This window comes from Streptosporangium sp. OZ121 (assembly GCF_051918885.1).
GTDB lineage: Bacteria > Actinomycetota > Actinomycetes > Streptosporangiales > Streptosporangiaceae > Streptosporangium.
In genome coordinates this window covers 48,249-63,370 of record NZ_JBPXMC010000025.1, presented here as the reverse complement: position 1 = coordinate 63,370, position 15,122 = coordinate 48,249, and the positions used below count along the sequence as shown (strand labels likewise).

Genomic DNA, 15,122 nt, shown 5'->3' with positions numbered 1-15,122 from the left:
AGGCGTGACGCGCGAGTGTCGGTGAGCGGCTGATGAGGGGCCTCAGCAGGGCCTCGCTGGCCGAGGTCGAAGAGCGCTTCAACGCCGTCGCGGGAAGCGCGGACCTCGGCACGCTGGCCGACGAGCTTTTCTCGGTCGCCGCCCTGTTCGACCGCGAACACGGGCTCCGCCGCAACCTCTCCGACCCGGCCAGTCCCGCGGCCCAGAAGGCGCAGATCGTCCGGGTGCTGCTGGAGGGCAAGATCAGCGACGCCGCCCTGGAGACGGTCGCCGCGGCCGTGTCCGCCAGATGGGCGCGCTCGGGTGACCTGGCCGACTCCCTGGAGCGGCTCGGCGTCATCGCGGCCTCGGCCGAGGCGGAGGCGCAGGGCAGGCTCGACGACGTCGAGGACGAGCTGTTCCGGTTCGGGCGCATCGCCGCCTCGAACCTGGAGCTTCACCGGACCCTGACGGCGCCGGCGGCCCCCGAGTCCGCCAAGCGGGAGCTCCTGGGCTCCCTCCTGGCCGCGAAGGTCGCCCCCACCACCCTGCGGCTGGTCACCCAGCTCGTGCTGCATCCGAGAGGACGTAGCCTGGATGGTGGGCTTGAGGAGTTCGGCAAGCTGGTCGCCGCCCAGCGGCAGCGCCTCGTCGCGGTGGTGCGCAGCGCCGTCGTGCTTTCAGAGGGGCAGAAGCAGCGTCTCGCCACGTGGCTGCGCACCTCGTACGGCCGCGACGTTCATCTGAACGTCGAGGTGGATCCGCGGGTGCTGGGAGGGTTCTCGGTTCACATCGGGGACGACCTCATCGACACCACCATCGCGGGACGAATCGAAGAAGTCCGCCGCCGGTTGGCCGGCTAGGCGAATAGGGAGACTGAAGAGAGATGGCGGAGCTTACGATCCGGCCGGACGAGATCCGGGACGCACTTGAGCGCTTCGTCCAGGCGTACGAGCCGGAAGGTGCCGCGCGCGAGGAGATCGGGACCGTCGTCGACTGCGGCGACGGTATCGCCCATGTCTCCGGCCTTCCCTCGGCGATGGCGAACGAGCTGCTTGAGTTCGAGGACGGCACGCGTGGCCTGGCACTGAACCTGGACGTCCGGGAGATCGGTGTCGTTGTTCTGGGCGACTTCAGCAAGATCGAGGAGGGCCAGTCGGTCCGCCGGACGGGCGAGGTCCTGTCCGTGCCGGTCGGCGACGGCTTCCTCGGCCGAGTGGTCGACCCGCTGGGCGTCCCCCTGGACGGCAAGGGCCCCATCGAGTCCGAGAGCCTGCGCGCCCTCGAACTCCAGGCCCCCTCGGTGGTCCAGCGCCAGCCGGTGAAGGAGCCGCTGCAGACCGGTCTCAAGGCGGTCGACGCCATGACGCCGATCGGCCGCGGCCAGCGCCAGCTGATCATCGGTGACCGTGGCACGGGCAAGACCGCCGTCGCCGTGGACACCATCCTCAACCAGCGGGAGAACTGGCTCTCCGGCGACCCCGACAAGCAGGTTCTCTGCGTCTACGTCGCGGTCGGCCAGAAGGGCTCCACGATCGCCCAGGTCAAGGGCCGCCTCGAGGAGGCGGGCGCGATGGAGTACACCACCATCGTCGCCGCTCCGGCGTCCGACCCGGCCGGTTACAAGTACCTCGCGCCCTACACCGGTTCGGCCATCGGCCAGCACTGGATGTACCAGGGCAAGCACGTCCTCATCGTCTTCGACGACCTGACCAAGCAGGCCGACGCCTACCGCGCCGTCTCCCTGCTGCTGCGCCGCCCGCCGGGCCGCGAGGCGTTCCCCGGCGACGTCTTCTACTTGCACTCCCGCCTCCTTGAGCGTTGCGCGAAGCTGTCCAAGGACATGGGTTCCGGCTCGATGACCGGTCTGCCGATCATCGAGACGAAGGGCAACGACGTCTCGGCGTTCATCCCCACCAACGTCATCTCCATCACCGACGGCCAGTGCTTCCTCGAGACCGACCTGTTCAACGCGGGTGTGCGTCCGGCCATCAACGTCGGTGTCTCCGTCTCCCGAGTCGGCGGCTCCGCGCAGATCAAGGCGATGAAGAAGGTCGCCGGCACGCTGCGCCTGTCGCTGTCGCAGTTCCGTGACCTGGAGGCGTTCGCCTCCTTCGCCTCCGACCTGGACGCGGCCTCCCGCGCCCAGCTGGAGCGTGGCCAGCGCCTGGTCGAGCTGCTCAAGCAGGCCCAGTACAGCCCGTTCCCGGTCGAGAAGCAGGTCGTCTCGGTCTGGGCCGGCACGACCGGCGAGCTCGACGACGTCCCGGTCGAGGACATCCGCCGCTTCGAGACGGAGTTCCTCGACTACCTGGGCCGCGAGAACAAGGGCATCTTCGACGGCATCCGCGAGACCCGCGACCTGCCCGACGACACGATGACCGCCCTCAAGGACGCCATCACCGAGTTCAAGAAGAGCTTCGAGACCTCCTCCGGTGAGTACCTGGTCAACGACGAGCCGGTCGCCGCGCTCGGCGAGGGCGAGGTCGGCCAGGAGAAGATCACGAAGCGAGTCCGCACGGCAGAGAAGAAGTAGCCGATGGGTGCCCAGCTAAGACTGCTGCGGCGGCGGATCAAGTCGGTCAAGTCCACGGCGAAGATCACCCGCGCCCAGGAGCTCATCGCCTCGTCCCGCATCGTCAAGGCTCAGCAGCGGATGCAGGCCGCCGTGCCGTACGAGCGCGAGATCACCCGCGCCGTCACGGGCGTGGTCAGCAACACCTCCAGCACCGACCACCCGCTGACGGTGGCCAAGGAGCAGCCCGTCAAGGCCGCCGTCCTGATCGTCACCAGCGACAGCGGTTTCTGCGGCGGCTTCAACGCCAACATCCTTCGCGAGGCGGAGGCGCTCGGCAACCTGCTGCGAGACAGGGGCGTCGAGCCCGTGCCCTTCGTGACGGGTCGCAAGGGCGTCGCCTGGCACACCTTCCGCAACCGTGAGATGGGCGGGCAGTGGACGGGATTCTCCCGTAAGCCCGCCTACTCCGATGCCAAGGAGGTCGCCGGCACGCTGATCGAGGCCTTCTCGGCCGACAACGGGGTGGACGAGATCCACATCGTCTCCACCGAGTTCGTCTCGATGCTGACGCAGGAGGTCGTGGTCAAGCGGATCCTTCCGCTGGAGGTCGAGGAGACCGCCGAGGACCCGTCCGACACGCCGCTGCCGTACTTCGAGTTCGAGCCCACCGCGGGCGAGGTCCTCGACACGCTGCTGCCGCGTTACGTGGAGTCGCGCATCTTCACCGCGCTGCTCCAGTCGGCGGCCTCGGAGGAGGCCTCGCGCCGCCGGGCCATGAAGTCGGCCACCGACAACGCCAACGAGCTCATCCGCGTGTTCACCCAGCAGATGAACCAGGTCCGCCAGGCCGAGATCACCCAGGAAATCAGCGAGATCGTCGGTGGCGCGAACGCGCTGGCCGACTCCGCAGCGGGGAAAGAGTGAAATGACTGCACAGACTGTTGAGACCGGCGTGGGCCGCGTCGCGCGGGTCACCGGTCCCGTCGTCGACGTGGAGTTCCCCGTCGAGGCGATGCCCGAGATCTACAACGCCCTCAAGGTGGACGTCGAGCTGCAGGGCGAGGCCAAGGTCCTCACCCTGGAGGTCGCCCAGCACCTGGGTGACAACCTCGTCCGCGCGATCTCCATGCAGCCCACCGACGGCCTCACCCGTGGCGCCCCGGTGACCGACACCGGCGCGGCCATCTCGGTCCCCGTCGGCGACGTCGTCAAGGGCCACGTGTGGAGCACCCTCGGCGAGTCGCTGGACGTCGAGACCTCCTCGCTCCAGATCACCGAGCGCTGGGGCATCCACCGCCCTTCGCCCGCCTTCGACACCCTCGAGTCGCGCACCGAGATGCTGACCACCGGCATCAAGGTCATCGACCTGCTCACCCCGTACGTGCAGGGTGGCAAGATCGGCCTGTTCGGCGGCGCGGGCGTGGGCAAGACCGTTCTGATCCAGGAGATGATCCGCCGGGTCGCCCGCAACTTCGGTGGCACCTCGGTGTTCGCCGGCGTCGGCGAGCGCACCCGTGAGGGCAACGACCTCTGGCTGGAGATGGAGGAGGCGAACGTCCTCAAGGACACCGCCCTCGTCTTCGGCCAGATGGACGAGCCCCCGGGCACCCGTCTGCGCGTCGCGCTCTCCGCCCTGACCATGGCGGAGTACTTCCGTGACGTCCAGAAGCAGGACGTGCTGCTGTTCATCGACAACATCTTCCGGTTCACCCAGGCCGGTTCCGAGGTGTCCACCCTGCTCGGCCGCATGCCGTCCGCGGTGGGTTACCAGCCGACCCTGGCCGACGAGATGGGTGTCCTCCAGGAGCGCATCACCTCGACCCGCGGTCACTCGATCACCTCCATGCAGGCGATCTACGTCCCCGCGGACGACATCACCGACCCGGCCCCGCACAACGCGTTCGCGCACCTCGACGCGCAGACCGTTCTGTCGCGGCCGATCTCGGAGAAGGGCATCTACCCCGCGGTGGACCCGCTCGACTCCACCTCGCGGATCCTCGACCCGCTGATCGTGGGCGAGGAGCACTACCGCGTGGCCCAGGAGACCAAGCGGATCCTGCAGAAGTACAAGGAGCTGCAGGACATCATCGCGATCCTCGGTATCGACGAGCTCTCGGAAGAGGACAAGGTCACCGTCAACCGGGCCCGTCGCATCGAGCGCTTCCTGTCGCACCCGATGTACGCCGCCGAGGCGTTCACCGGCCAGCCCGGTGAGAACGTCCCGCTGGACGAGACCATCGCCTCGTTCAAGGGCCTGTGCGCCGGCGACTACGACCACCTGCCCGAGCAGGCGTTCTTCATGGTCGGCGGCATCGACCAGGCCGTGGCCAAGGCCAAGGAACTCGCCCGCTAGTCGCCTTCGGCGCCGGTACGGTCACGCGGCCGTACCGGCGCCTGGTTCGATAAGGAACTGGAGAGAAAGTGGCGAAGCTGCGAGTAGGCGTCGTCTCCCCGGAGCGTGAGATCTGGTCCGGTGAGGCCGACATGGTGATTGCCAAGACCGTCGACGGCGAGATCGGTATCATGCCTAAGCATGCGCCCGTGCTCGGCGTTCTCGTCGAGGGCGGCCTGCTGACGATCAAGCGAGGCGACGGCGAAGCCGACCTCGTCGCCGCCGTCCACGGAGGATTCCTCTCGGTGGCCGACGACGAGGTGTCGATCCTGGCCGAGCTGGCCGAGCTGGGCTCCGAGGTCGACGTCGCCCGCGCGAAGAACGCGCTGGAGCGGGCTCAGGCCTCGGTCGAGTCCGACCAGGAGAACGCGGACGCGGTCGCGGAGGCCAAGCGTGCCAGGGCCCGGTTGCGCGCGGCCGGGGAAGAAGTCGGATAAATTCTGCTTCTTAGGCTGTACGCGCTTTTGGGGGGCGAGCAGACATGGTGGTGGATGTTCTCATCGTGCTGGGGCTGCTCGTCGCCCTCCTGGGACTCCGGGTTCTGATACTGACCCGCTCCCGGGGATCGGTGCTCTGTTGCCTGCGCTCCCTGTCGAAGGAGCGAGGCTGGCGGGTAGGGGTGGCCCGCTACGCCGACGGCCACCTCAACTGGATCCCGCTCATAGGTCTGCTTCCAAGGCCGCGCCACGTCATCGTGAGGCGCGGCCTTGTCGTTTCCGGGCGTCGCAGGGTCGGGTCCGGTGAGTTCTTCGGGTTCATCGAGGGTGTGACGGCGATCGAGTGCCGCAACGGGCAGGACGCCTTCGAGCTCGCCATGGGATACCGCGCCCTGACCGGTTTCGTCGCCTGGCTGGAGTCCGCCCCGCCCAGCGCCTACCTCGACGTCGCCTGAGCCCTCCTCACCTTCCCGGCGGGCGCACAGGGCCTTGGGGATTTTCCTCAGCGGGTGCCGCCGGGCTTCCACGGGGGCTCTCAGCGGGTGCCGCCGCGGTTCCGGAGCGTGTCCTCGGCGGGTGCCGCCGGGCCTCGGAGTCTCGTCCTCAGCGGGTGCCGCCGGGCTTCCAGAGGATCTCGTCGCCGTCCGCGGCCACCCGGCAGAGGATGAACATCAGGTCGCTCAGCCGGTTGAGATACCTCGCGGTCAGCGGGTTGACGTCGTCGTGGGCCTCCAGCGCCGACCAGACGGTCCGCTCGGCCCGCCGGACCACGGTCCTGGCGACGTGGAGCGCGGCCACGGCCGGGGTGCCGCCGGGCAGGATGAAGCTGCGCAGCGGCGTGAGGCGCTCGTTGAACTCGTCGCACCGGGCCTCCAGCCAGTCGACGTAGGAGGGCTCGACCCGCAGCGGCGGGAACTCGGGGTTCTCCACGAGCGGGGCGCACAGGTCGGCCCCGACGTCGAACAGCTCGTTCTGGATCCGGCTGAGGACGGCGGTGACGTCCGCCTCCAGGGTCCCCGCGGCGAGGGCCACGCCGATCGCCGCGTTGGCCTCCTCGACGTCCGCGTAGGCGGCCAGGCGCGGATCGGTCTTGCGGGTGCGGCTCATGTCGCCGAGCGCGGTCGTGCCGTCGTCCCCGGTACGGGTGTAGATCTTCGAGAGCACCACCGGTTTGTCTCTGTCAGCTCGCGTCATGTGGCTCAGCGTATCGGCCAAAAAACTATCCCGATCAACCCGATAGTGGACAATATGATTTGTCGATGGTTTCTGGTTTCTACCTGCGATTCCCTCACATCTCCCACGAGACGCTGACCTTCGTCGCCGACGACGACGTCTGGGCGGCCCCGGCGGACGGCGGCCGGGCGTGGCGCCTCTCCTCGGACCGGGCTCCCGCGGGTCATCCCCGCCTCTCACCCGACGGCACCAAGGTCGCCTGGACCAGCGTCCGCGACGGCGCTCCCGAGATTCACCTGGCGGATCTGGAATCCGGTTCGGCGGAGCGGCTGACCTACTGGGGAGACGCGCGGACCCGTACCCGCGGCTGGACGCCGGACGGCGGGATTCTCGCGATCAGCGCGACCGGCCGGCCGTTCGTCTCGCAGACCTGGGCCTACGTGCTCGGGGAGGGACGCGTCGAGCGGTTGCCGTACGGCCCGGTCAACGACCTGTCGGTCGCGGGGGACCCGGAAGACGCAGTGGCGCTGCTCACCGGGGGGCTTCCCCGCGATCCGGCGACCTGGAAGCGCTACCGGGGCGGTACGGCGGGCCGGCTGTGGGTGCGGCGCGGTGACGGTGACTTCACCCGGATCCTGGCCGACCTCAACGGCCACCTCGCCAACCCGATGCTCGTCGGGGGGCGGCTCGTCTTCGTCTCCGACCACGAGGGCGTCGGCAACCTCTACTCCTGCGAGCCGGACGGCGGCGGCCTGCGCCGCCACACCGACCACGACGTCTTCTACGCCCGGCACGCCACCACCGACGGGACCCGGATCGTCTACCAGAACGCCGGAGACCTCTATCTCCTGGAAGGTCTCGACGCCGAGGCCCGCAAGCTCGACGTCACCCTGGGCTCCCCGCTGCGCGGGCGGCAACCGTACCAGGTCAACGCGAGCAGGCGGCTGCACGACCTGGCCGTGGACGCGACCGGGCGGGCCAGCGCGGTGGAGGTCCAGGGATCGGTGCACTGGGTGACCCACCGGGACGGCCCGGCGCGGCAGCTCAGCGACGGTCTGTCGGCGGGGCGGCCCCGCATCCTCGGTGACGACCGCGTGGTGTGGGTCTTCGACGACGGCGAGACGCAGGGACTGGAGATCGCCCCGGCGGGGGGCGGGGAGAGCCGCAGGATCGCCGTGGGCGCGCTGGGCGAGGTCGGGGACCTCGCCGTCGCGCCCGACGGGAACACGATCGCGGTGACCAGCAGGAACGGGCGGCTGCTCTTGGTCGACGTGGCCTCGGGCGAGGCCGTGGAGCTGTCCAGGGCAGACGGGGAGATCAACGGCCTCACCTGGTCGTCCGACTCGGCCTGGCTGGCCTGGTCGCACCCGGACGGCCCGCAGCTGCGCAGGATCAGGCTGGCCAGGGTGGCGGACCGCAGCGTGACCGACGTCACCGACGGCCGGTTCGTGGACATCTCACCCGCGTTCGCGGGGGACTATCTGGCGTTCCTGTCGCGACGCGGCTTCGACCCGGTCTACGACGCGCACTCCTTCGACATGTCCTTCCCCTTCGGCTACCGGCCCTACCTGGTGCCGCTGTCCGCGTCCACGCCGTCCCCGTTCGCGCCCAGCTCCGCGGGGCGGGCCGCCGACGCGGGCTCGGGCCCGGGATCCGGCGACGACGACGGCAAGAAGGACGACGGCGCGATCACCGTGGACCTGGAGGGCATCGCCACCAGGGTCGTGCAGGTGCCGGTGCCCGAGGGCCGCTACTCGGACCTGCGGGCGGTCAAGGGCGGGTTCGTCTGGCTGCGGGAGCCGCTGGCCGGGGAGCTCGGCGAGGACAGGGACGAGGTGGGGGGCGAGGCGCCCCGTCCGGCGCTGGACCGCTACGACCTGGTCAAGCGCAAGTGGGAGGAAGTGGTCGACAAGCTCGACTGGTACCGGGTGAGCGGTGACGGTACGCAGCTCGTCGTCAGCGACAAGAACACGCTCACGGTCCGCCCGGCCGGGGGAAAGCAGGGGGGCAAGAACGGCGACGACACGACCGTTGACCTGTCCAGGATCCGGATCACCGCCGACCCCCGGGCGCTGCGGCGGCACGCCTACGCCCAGCTGGGCCGCCGGATGCGCGCCGACTTCTGGGTCGAGGACATGGCCGACGTCGAGTGGGAGGCCGTGCTGGAGGAGTACCGGCCGCTGGTGGACCGGGTCGCCACCGCCGACGACTTCGCCGACCTGCTCTGGGAGGTCGCGGGCGAGCTGGGCAGCTCGCACGCCTACGTCGACGCCGCTCCCTGGGGCCATCCGGCCTCCGAGCCGGTCGGGCTGCTCGGCGCCGACCTCTCCAGGGGCGACGACGGCCGCTGGCGGGTGGACCGGGTGCTGCCCGCCGAGTCCTCCGACGTGCACGCCCGCTCGCCGCTGGCCGGGCCGGGGGCGAGCGTGCAGCCGGGGGAGGCGCTGCTCGCGGTCGACGGCCGCCCGGTGCCGCCCGAGGGGCCCGCGCGGTTGCTGGTCGGCGCCGCCGACAAGCCGGTCGAGCTCACCCTGGACGGTGGCCGTCGGGTGGTCGTCACGCCGCTCCGCGACGACCGGCGCCTGCGCTACCAGCACTGGGTGGCCGGGAACCGGGCGCGCGTCAGGGAGTTCGGCGGCGGACGCCTCGGCTACCTGCACATCCCGGACATGGTGGCCGAGGGCTGGGCACAGTTCCACCGCGACCTGCGCAGGGAGATGACCTTCGAGGGGCTGGTGGTGGACGTACGGGGGAACCGGGGCGGCCACACCTCCGAGCTGGTCATCGAGAAGCTGATCCGCCGGGTCATCGCCTGGGACCTGCCCCGGGGCATGACGCCGATCACCTACCCCGAGGACGCGCCGCGCGGCCCGCTGGTCGCGATCACCGACCAGAACGCCGGATCCGACGGCGACATCGTCACCGCGGCCTTCAAGATCCACAAGCTCGGGCCCGTGGTGGGCACCCGGACCTGGGGAGGCGTCATCGGCATCGAGGACGCCCACCGCCTGGTCGACGGCTCGCGCATCACCGTGCCCAAGTACTCCTTCTGGTTCGAGGAGCTGGGCTGGGGCGTGGAGAACTACGGCGTCGATCCGGACGTCGAGGTCGACATCGCCCCCGGCGACTGGGCGGAGGACAGGGACCCGCAGATCGAGGAGGCGGTACGGCTCGCGCTGGCCGCGCTGGCCGAGCGTCCGGCGGCGACCCCGCCCGACCCCGCCACCCGGCCGTCCCGCCGGCGTCCCGCGCTGCCGCCCCGCCCGTAGTTGACATTTGTCATCCGGAACACATTAGAGATCACTGCCTTTCCGGTGATATCGGCGACTACCTGGTCAAACGCGGGGCGACGACGATTGTCCCCATGAGAACACCACAGGCGACGGATCCGGCCGGCGCCGCGACCGCCGGCCTCGACAACGTGATCGAGGTCGGCGGGCTCCGGCAGGCGTACGGCGATTTCGAGGCGGTGCGCGGCGTCTCCTTCACGGTCCCGAGGGGCGAGCTGTTCGCCCTGCTGGGCACGAACGGCGCCGGCAAGACCACCACCGTGGAGGTCCTGGAGGGTTTCCGTGCCCCCACCGGCGGCAGTGTCCGCGTGCTCGGGCTCGACCCGGTCGGGCAGCGGCGACGACTGCGGCCCCGCGTGGGGATCATGCTGCAGGAAGGGGGTTTCCTCGGTGACCTCACGGTCGCCGAGACCGTCGGCCTGTGGGAGGGGCTGAGCCGGGACGCGGGCCGCGGGGACACCCCCGCCCGTCCCTCCGGGGCGTCCTCCTTCCTCGGCCGGCACAGGGGCACGGATCCGCGGACCATGGACGCCCTGGAGGCGGCGGGGCTGGGCAGGAAGGCCAGGACCAGGGTGCGGCAGCTCTCCGGCGGCCAGCGGCGCAGGCTCGACCTCGCGCTGGCGGTGATCTCCCGGCCGGAGGTGCTCTTCCTGGACGAGCCGAGCACCGGCATGGACCCCGAGGCGCGCCGTGCCACCTGGAAGGTGATCGAGGACCTGCGGGCGGGCGGCACCACGGTGCTGCTCACCACCCACTACCTGGAGGAGGCCGAGCACCTCGCCAACCGGCTGGCGATCATGCACGAGGGCCGGATCCACCTTCAGGGCACCGTCGAGGAGGTGGTGGCCGGGTCGGGCGACCGGATCTCCTTCCGCCTTCCCGGCATCTCCTGGGCCTTCGGTGACCTTCCCTCGCTGGACGGCGTGGCCCCGGTGCTGACCTACGGCGGCGACAGGGGCGACACGGAGGTCGCCTACATTCTGAACGGAGCACGGGCCGAGGCCCGCGCGCACACGGCGGTACGGCAGCTCCTGGCCTGGGCCGACGCGCGTGGCGAGACCCTGGAGCGGCTGGCCGTCCGCCGGGGGACCCTGGAGGACGCCTTCATGCGCGTGGCCGGGGAGATGTCGGTGGACGGGGAGAAAGCCGGAGCGACCGGAGCGACCGGAGTGGCCGGAGCGGATGGAGCGGCCCGGGAGGCCGGCGAAGGGCCGATGGCGGCAGGACCGGCGAGAAAGGGCGAGTGACCATGAGAACCGACGTGCTGCACGCGATGAGGCTCGCGAGGATCGACCTGACCCTGGTGAGCAGGAACACCACGGTCCTGTTCAACGTGCTCCTGCTGCCGCTCCTGATGGCCTGGGTCTACACCCAGGCCGTCGGAACCGAGAAGATCGACGGCGTGGCCGGGAAACTGTTCGTCCTGGCCGGGCTGCCCGGGTTGATCCTGGTGTTCGCGGTCTTCGTCAACCTGGTGAACTCCTTCACCGCCCGGCGCGAGGAACTGGTGCTCAAGCGGCTGCGCGCCGGCCAGCCGTCGGGCCCGGCGATCCTCGCCGGCAGTGCCCTCGGGGCGCTCGTGCTCTATCTCGCCCAGGTGGCACTCCTGGCCGTCTGGATGCAGCGGTCCGAGGGGGTCACGGTGGCCAACGTGCCGATGCTCGTGACCGTCGCCGTCCTGGGGGTCGCGCTGTTCTGCCTGCTCGCCGCCGCCTTCTCGGGCCTCACGCCCAACGCGGAGCTCGCCCAGATCACGGTGCTGCCGGTGCTCCTGCTCGTGCTGGTCGGCGCCCCGATCGCGTTCCCCGCCGACACGCTGCCCGGCGTGCTGGGCGACGTCTCCGCCCTGCTCCCCGCGACCCCGGTCGTGGAGATCGCACGCACCGCCTTCCTGGGCGGGGACCACGTCTCCGGGGGCGGGGCGGCGCTGAGCATGGGCGGGCAGTGGGCTGCCGCGCTGCCCTCCTTCGCGATCCTGCTGGTCTGGATCGCGGTGGCCGGGGTGCTGGCCCGGTGGCTGTTCCGCTGGGAACCCCGGCACGGTTAGCCTTCATCACGACATGTCAGCTGATACTGCTCGAAAAGGGATGAGGCGCCTCGCGCGCCTCATCCCCTCCGTGCTTTCCCGGTTTTCCCGCGTGCTTACCCGGAGGAAGCAGCGATCCCCCGTCCAGGGGCTCCGCCGGATGACCGTGTTCTCCCTGACCCTGGGCCTCGTTCTGGCCTGGGTCGGCCCTCTCAGCACGCTGGGGGACCCGGACGGGCAGTCCCGGCTCTCGCTGCTGGCGGTCGGGGTGCCGGGCCTGCTGGTCTTCAGCGTTCTGTACGTGCGAATCCTCCAGGCGGCCGTGGCCGGGACCGGCGCGAGAGGCGAGATCGCCGCCTCGGCCGTGGTCGCGGTGATCCTCCTGCTGACCCAGGACGGCCACCCCTGGTCCTGGGGACTGCTCGGCCCGGCCTGGGCGTCGGGTGCCGTGCTGCTGCTGGGCAGGTCCGCCGCGATCGCCGTCACCGCCGCGGCGATCGCCGTCAGCCTGCTTCTCGCGTCTCCGAGCGTCGATCCCGGTCCCGGGTTCGCCGACATATTCCTGTCGCCGCACCGGGATGGAGTCCTTCCCGTCCTCGGCGCCTACATCGGGGTGTCCGCGACGGCGCCGTGGGCCAACCGGCTCCAGCTCCGGTTCTGGCAGGTGGTGAGGGTGGCGGAGGAGGGCAAGGAGGCGCAGGCCCGGCTGGCCGTCACCGAGGAGCGGCTGCGCTTCTCCCGCGACCTGCACGACCTGGTCGGCCACAGCCTCTCCGCGATCGCCGTCAAGAGCGAGGTGGCCGCCAAGCTGTCGGGGGTGGACGCCGCGCGGGCGGCGGGGGAGATGGACGAGGTGCGGATCCTGGCGCGGCAGACGCTCAAGGAGATCCGCACGGCGGTGCGCGGCTACCGCACGGTCGACCTCGCCGCAGAGCTGCGCGCGATGACCGCGGTGCTGGAGGCGGGCGGCATCCGCTGCACGCTGCAGATGCCGCGCGACCAGGTACCCGAGGGGGTGGCCACCCTGCTGGCCTGGGTGGTCAGGGAGGGAACCACCAACGTGCTGCGGCACAGTTCCGCGACCGAGTGTCGTACGGTGATGACCGTCCGCGACGGAAGCGTCGTGCTGACGATGACGAACGACGGGGTGGAAGGGGTGGAGGGCCGAGGCGGTACCGGCCTCGTCGGGTTGTCGGAGCGGGTCGCCGCCATCGGCGGAACCGTCACGGCGGGCCCCGGGGGCCCCGGGGAGTTCAGGCTGCGGGCGACGGTTCCGCTGGGGGGAGAATGAGGGTCCAGACGATGACCGCGGTGCCGGGCCCTCCGGCCGGGGCGAGCGATCCTGTGGGGGTGGCACGGTGATCCGGGTACTGCTGGCCGACGACGAGCACCTGATCAGGAAGGCGATCGCCACCCTGCTCGACCTGGAGCCGGACGTCGAGGTGGTGGCCGAGGTGGCCAGGGGAGACCTGGTGGCGGCGGCCGTGCTGGAGCACCGGCCCGACGTGGTCGTGCTGGACATCGAGATGCCGGGGATGGACGGGCTGAGCGTCGCCGAGACGCTGCCGGGCCATGCGGTGCTGATACTGACCAGCTTCGGCAGGCCGGGACACCTGAGGCGGGCACTCGCGGCCGGGGTGCGCGGCTTCATCCCCAAGGACGCCTCCGCCGACGAGCTGGCGACGGCGATCCGCAAGGTTCACGCGGGCGGGCGCTACCTCGATCCGGAGATGGCCGCCTCGGCGATGATGGCGGGGGAGAGCCCCCTCACCGAACGCGAGCGCGGCGCCCTGGAGCTGGCAGCTCAGGGAGCCTCGGTCGCCGAGATCGCCGCCGCGCTCCACCTCACCCAGGGCACCGTGCGCAACTACCTGTCCAGCGCCATCACCAAACTGGGCGCGACCAACCGGATCACCGCGATCCGGTCGGCTCAACAAAAAGGTTGGCTTTAAACCGCGTTTTCTCGCTTGATTCGGGCAAGGAACCCACATGTTTGCCAGAAGGTCGATGCCGGGAGCGAGGGAGGTTCGCACCTTCTTGTACGCTTTGACATCTTATGAACGCGGTGCGTGACCGGGTGGCCGTGGCGACGCACCGCCGTTGTGCCGGGCCGTTGCTCCTCGGCGGCCAGGCGTGAGGAGGAGGCATGCGCGTCCCTGGTAACTCCCGGGCACAAGTGGTCGGCGTCGGGAATCGTCTCGACGTCGGAACCGTCGCCCGAGTGCGCCCGCGGCTGCACGAGGCGGTCGACTCCGGGCACGGCGATCTGATCGTAGATCTTTCCAGGCTGGAAATGATCGATGCCACCGGTCTCGGGGTGCTGGTGGGCACGCATCGCCGCGCTGTGGGCGCGGAACGCCGGCTCATCCTGAGGGGGGTGCCGCCGAGGGTCATGCGGGTGCTGGCGGTGACCCGGCTCAACCGGGTCCTCACCGTCGAGCTTCCCGTGGCCGCGGTGGCCTGATCCGGACGGCCGCCGGAGCTCGGGGGCGACGGCGGCGCCGGAACATATCGTGGGACGGGCCCGGCGGGCCCGTCCGGGTCTCCCGCCGGCGTCAGGTCACGAAGGACCTGTGGAAGATGTGCGTGGCGGTGTCGATCAGGTTGCCGACCGGAGGCGGGTCGTCGGCCAGGACCCACTCGATGAGCAGTTCCTGGACCGCTCCGATCATGCCCAGCGCGAGGAGGCGCTGGTTGGCCTTCGTGGCCTCCGGCAGGTCGGCGACGTTCGACTCGATCGTTTTGATGAAGGCCGAGACGGCCGACTGCCTGGAGGTGGTGAGGCAGTCGCCCGCCCGGCGCACCTCCAGATGCATGATCCGCGCGCGGCGCCGGTCGCCGGTGACGAAGTTGATGTAGCTGGTGACCCCTGTCTCGACCCGGGAGGCCAGGGTGTCGGGGGCCTGGTCGATGGCCTTCGACATCTCCTCCAGCGTCTCGCGCACGCACCGGTCGTACACGGTCTGCATCAGCTCCTCGCGACCCGAGAAACACTCGTAGAAGGCGCGATTGGAGATGCGTGCCGCGGCGCACAATCTCTCGATCGTCGTTTCCGGGAATCCGGGGTCGGCGTAAAGGGTGTACGCCGCGGAGACGAGGCGCTCCCGGCGTTCCGCCAGCCGCTCCTCCGCCGACATTCCCCGGTAGGACCGTCCATTCATGTCAAGCTCCCGCAGGTCAGTGCGAGGTTGACAGATACTCGCTTTATCACTTCCACCTCATGGTTCTGGCCCCCGGAATCAACCATTATGGGTGCAAGATCCTTTTTGCGGAAGGGTTGTTGTGTTATTGCTTACATCCTTGGTGC

General features: G+C 70.3%; 14 protein-coding genes. 12 read left to right on the top strand and 2 right to left on the bottom strand.

What is annotated here, in order from left to right:
• Positions 1–32: 32 nt before the first annotated feature.
• The 6 genes from ACTOQ1_RS32735 to ACTOQ1_RS32710 all read left to right on the top strand — a co-directional run bounded on the left by ACTOQ1_RS32735 (position 33) and on the right by ACTOQ1_RS32710 (position 5,781).
• Positions 33–842 carry a F0F1 ATP synthase subunit delta gene (locus ACTOQ1_RS32735; protein WP_440071835.1) on the top strand — a complete coding sequence of 270 codons (810 nt, stop codon included), beginning with the start codon at positions 33–35 and terminating at the stop codon, positions 840–842.
• A 23-nt stretch (positions 843–865) separates the two neighbouring features.
• Positions 866–2,515, top strand: a complete 1,650-nt coding sequence (atpA, locus tag ACTOQ1_RS32730; protein ID WP_440071834.1) for a F0F1 ATP synthase subunit alpha — start codon at positions 866–868, stop codon at positions 2,513–2,515.
• Between the two features lie 3 nt (positions 2,516–2,518).
• Positions 2,519–3,421 carry a F0F1 ATP synthase subunit gamma gene (locus ACTOQ1_RS32725; protein ID WP_440071833.1) on the top strand — a complete coding sequence of 301 codons (903 nt, stop codon included), beginning with the start codon at positions 2,519–2,521 and terminating at the stop codon, positions 3,419–3,421.
• A 1-nt stretch (position 3,422) separates the two neighbouring features.
• Positions 3,423–4,850 carry a F0F1 ATP synthase subunit beta gene (gene atpD / locus ACTOQ1_RS32720; RefSeq protein ID WP_440071832.1) on the top strand — a complete coding sequence of 476 codons (1,428 nt, stop codon included), beginning with the start codon at positions 3,423–3,425 and terminating at the stop codon, positions 4,848–4,850.
• A 68-nt stretch (positions 4,851–4,918) separates the two neighbouring features.
• A complete protein-coding gene (locus ACTOQ1_RS32715; protein ID WP_440071831.1) occupies positions 4,919–5,326 on the top strand; it encodes a F0F1 ATP synthase subunit epsilon in 408 nt (135 codons plus the stop codon).
• Between the two features lie 44 nt (positions 5,327–5,370).
• Positions 5,371–5,781: a DUF2550 domain-containing protein gene (locus ACTOQ1_RS32710; RefSeq protein ID WP_344744681.1), complete on the top strand. Its 411-nt coding sequence runs from the start codon at positions 5,371–5,373 to the stop codon at positions 5,779–5,781.
• Between the two features lie 148 nt (positions 5,782–5,929).
• On the opposite strand, the gene ACTOQ1_RS32705 is transcribed toward ACTOQ1_RS32710, so the two are convergent.
• The gene (locus ACTOQ1_RS32705; RefSeq protein WP_440071830.1) at positions 5,930–6,520 is read right to left on the bottom strand and encodes a cob(I)yrinic acid a,c-diamide adenosyltransferase; all 591 of its coding nucleotides are present in this window, start codon (positions 6,518–6,520) and stop codon (positions 5,930–5,932) included.
• 65 nt (positions 6,521–6,585) lie between these two features.
• Here ACTOQ1_RS32705 and ACTOQ1_RS32700 point away from each other — a divergent pair, with 65 nt between their 5' ends.
• The 6 genes from ACTOQ1_RS32700 (at position 6,586) to ACTOQ1_RS32675 (ending at position 14,279) form a co-directional block, all read left to right on the top strand.
• Complete coding sequence (locus tag ACTOQ1_RS32700; RefSeq protein ID WP_440071829.1) at positions 6,586–9,768, top strand: S41 family peptidase; 3,183 nt, start codon at positions 6,586–6,588, stop codon at positions 9,766–9,768.
• Positions 9,769–9,863: 95 nt separating this feature from the next.
• Positions 9,864–11,036: an ABC transporter ATP-binding protein gene (locus ACTOQ1_RS32695; RefSeq protein WP_440071828.1), complete on the top strand. Its 1,173-nt coding sequence runs from the start codon at positions 9,864–9,866 to the stop codon at positions 11,034–11,036.
• Between the two features lie 2 nt (positions 11,037–11,038).
• Positions 11,039–11,836 carry an ABC transporter permease gene (locus tag ACTOQ1_RS32690; protein ID WP_440071883.1) on the top strand — a complete coding sequence of 266 codons (798 nt, stop codon included), beginning with the start codon at positions 11,039–11,041 and terminating at the stop codon, positions 11,834–11,836.
• Positions 11,837–11,975: 139 nt separating this feature from the next.
• The gene (locus ACTOQ1_RS32685; RefSeq protein ID WP_440071827.1) at positions 11,976–13,106 is read left to right on the top strand and encodes a sensor histidine kinase; all 1,131 of its coding nucleotides are present in this window, start codon (positions 11,976–11,978) and stop codon (positions 13,104–13,106) included.
• A gap of 67 nt (positions 13,107–13,173) precedes the next feature.
• Positions 13,174–13,767 (top strand): response regulator, encoded by a 594-nt coding sequence (locus ACTOQ1_RS32680; protein WP_440071826.1) that lies wholly within the window; start codon positions 13,174–13,176, stop codon positions 13,765–13,767.
• Between the two features lie 194 nt (positions 13,768–13,961).
• Positions 13,962–14,279, top strand: a complete 318-nt coding sequence (locus ACTOQ1_RS32675) for an STAS domain-containing protein (protein WP_440071825.1) — start codon at positions 13,962–13,964, stop codon at positions 14,277–14,279.
• A gap of 91 nt (positions 14,280–14,370) precedes the next feature.
• Here ACTOQ1_RS32675 and ACTOQ1_RS32670 read toward each other — a convergent pair whose 3' ends face one another.
• Positions 14,371–14,976 (bottom strand): TetR/AcrR family transcriptional regulator, encoded by a 606-nt coding sequence (locus tag ACTOQ1_RS32670; RefSeq protein ID WP_440071824.1) that lies wholly within the window; start codon positions 14,974–14,976, stop codon positions 14,371–14,373.
• Positions 14,977–15,122: the final 146 nt, after the last annotated feature.

Bases quoted from the DNA above. Each gene is read 5' to 3' on its own strand.
- ACTOQ1_RS32735 (WP_440071835.1), top strand. From the start codon at position 33: ATGAGGGGCCTCAGCAGGGCCTCGCTGGCCGAGGTCGAAGAGCGCTTC.
- atpA (WP_440071834.1), top strand. From the start codon at position 866: ATGGCGGAGCTTACGATCCGGCCGGACGAGATCCGGGACGCACTTGAG.
- ACTOQ1_RS32725 (WP_440071833.1), top strand. From the start codon at position 2,519: ATGGGTGCCCAGCTAAGACTGCTGCGGCGGCGGATCAAGTCGGTCAAG.
- atpD (WP_440071832.1), top strand. From the start codon at position 3,423: ATGACTGCACAGACTGTTGAGACCGGCGTGGGCCGCGTCGCGCGGGTC.
- ACTOQ1_RS32710 (WP_344744681.1), top strand. From the start codon at position 5,371: ATGGTGGTGGATGTTCTCATCGTGCTGGGGCTGCTCGTCGCCCTCCTG.
- ACTOQ1_RS32705 (WP_440071830.1), bottom strand. From the start codon at position 6,520: ATGACGCGAGCTGACAGAGACAAACCGGTGGTGCTCTCGAAGATCTAC.
- ACTOQ1_RS32700 (WP_440071829.1), top strand. From the start codon at position 6,586: ATGGTTTCTGGTTTCTACCTGCGATTCCCTCACATCTCCCACGAGACG.
- ACTOQ1_RS32695 (WP_440071828.1), top strand. From the start codon at position 9,864: ATGAGAACACCACAGGCGACGGATCCGGCCGGCGCCGCGACCGCCGGC.
- ACTOQ1_RS32690 (WP_440071883.1), top strand. From the start codon at position 11,039: ATGAGAACCGACGTGCTGCACGCGATGAGGCTCGCGAGGATCGACCTG.
- ACTOQ1_RS32685 (WP_440071827.1), top strand. From the start codon at position 11,976: ATGACCGTGTTCTCCCTGACCCTGGGCCTCGTTCTGGCCTGGGTCGGC.
- ACTOQ1_RS32675 (WP_440071825.1), top strand. From the start codon at position 13,962: ATGCGCGTCCCTGGTAACTCCCGGGCACAAGTGGTCGGCGTCGGGAAT.
- ACTOQ1_RS32670 (WP_440071824.1), bottom strand. From the start codon at position 14,976: ATGAATGGACGGTCCTACCGGGGAATGTCGGCGGAGGAGCGGCTGGCG.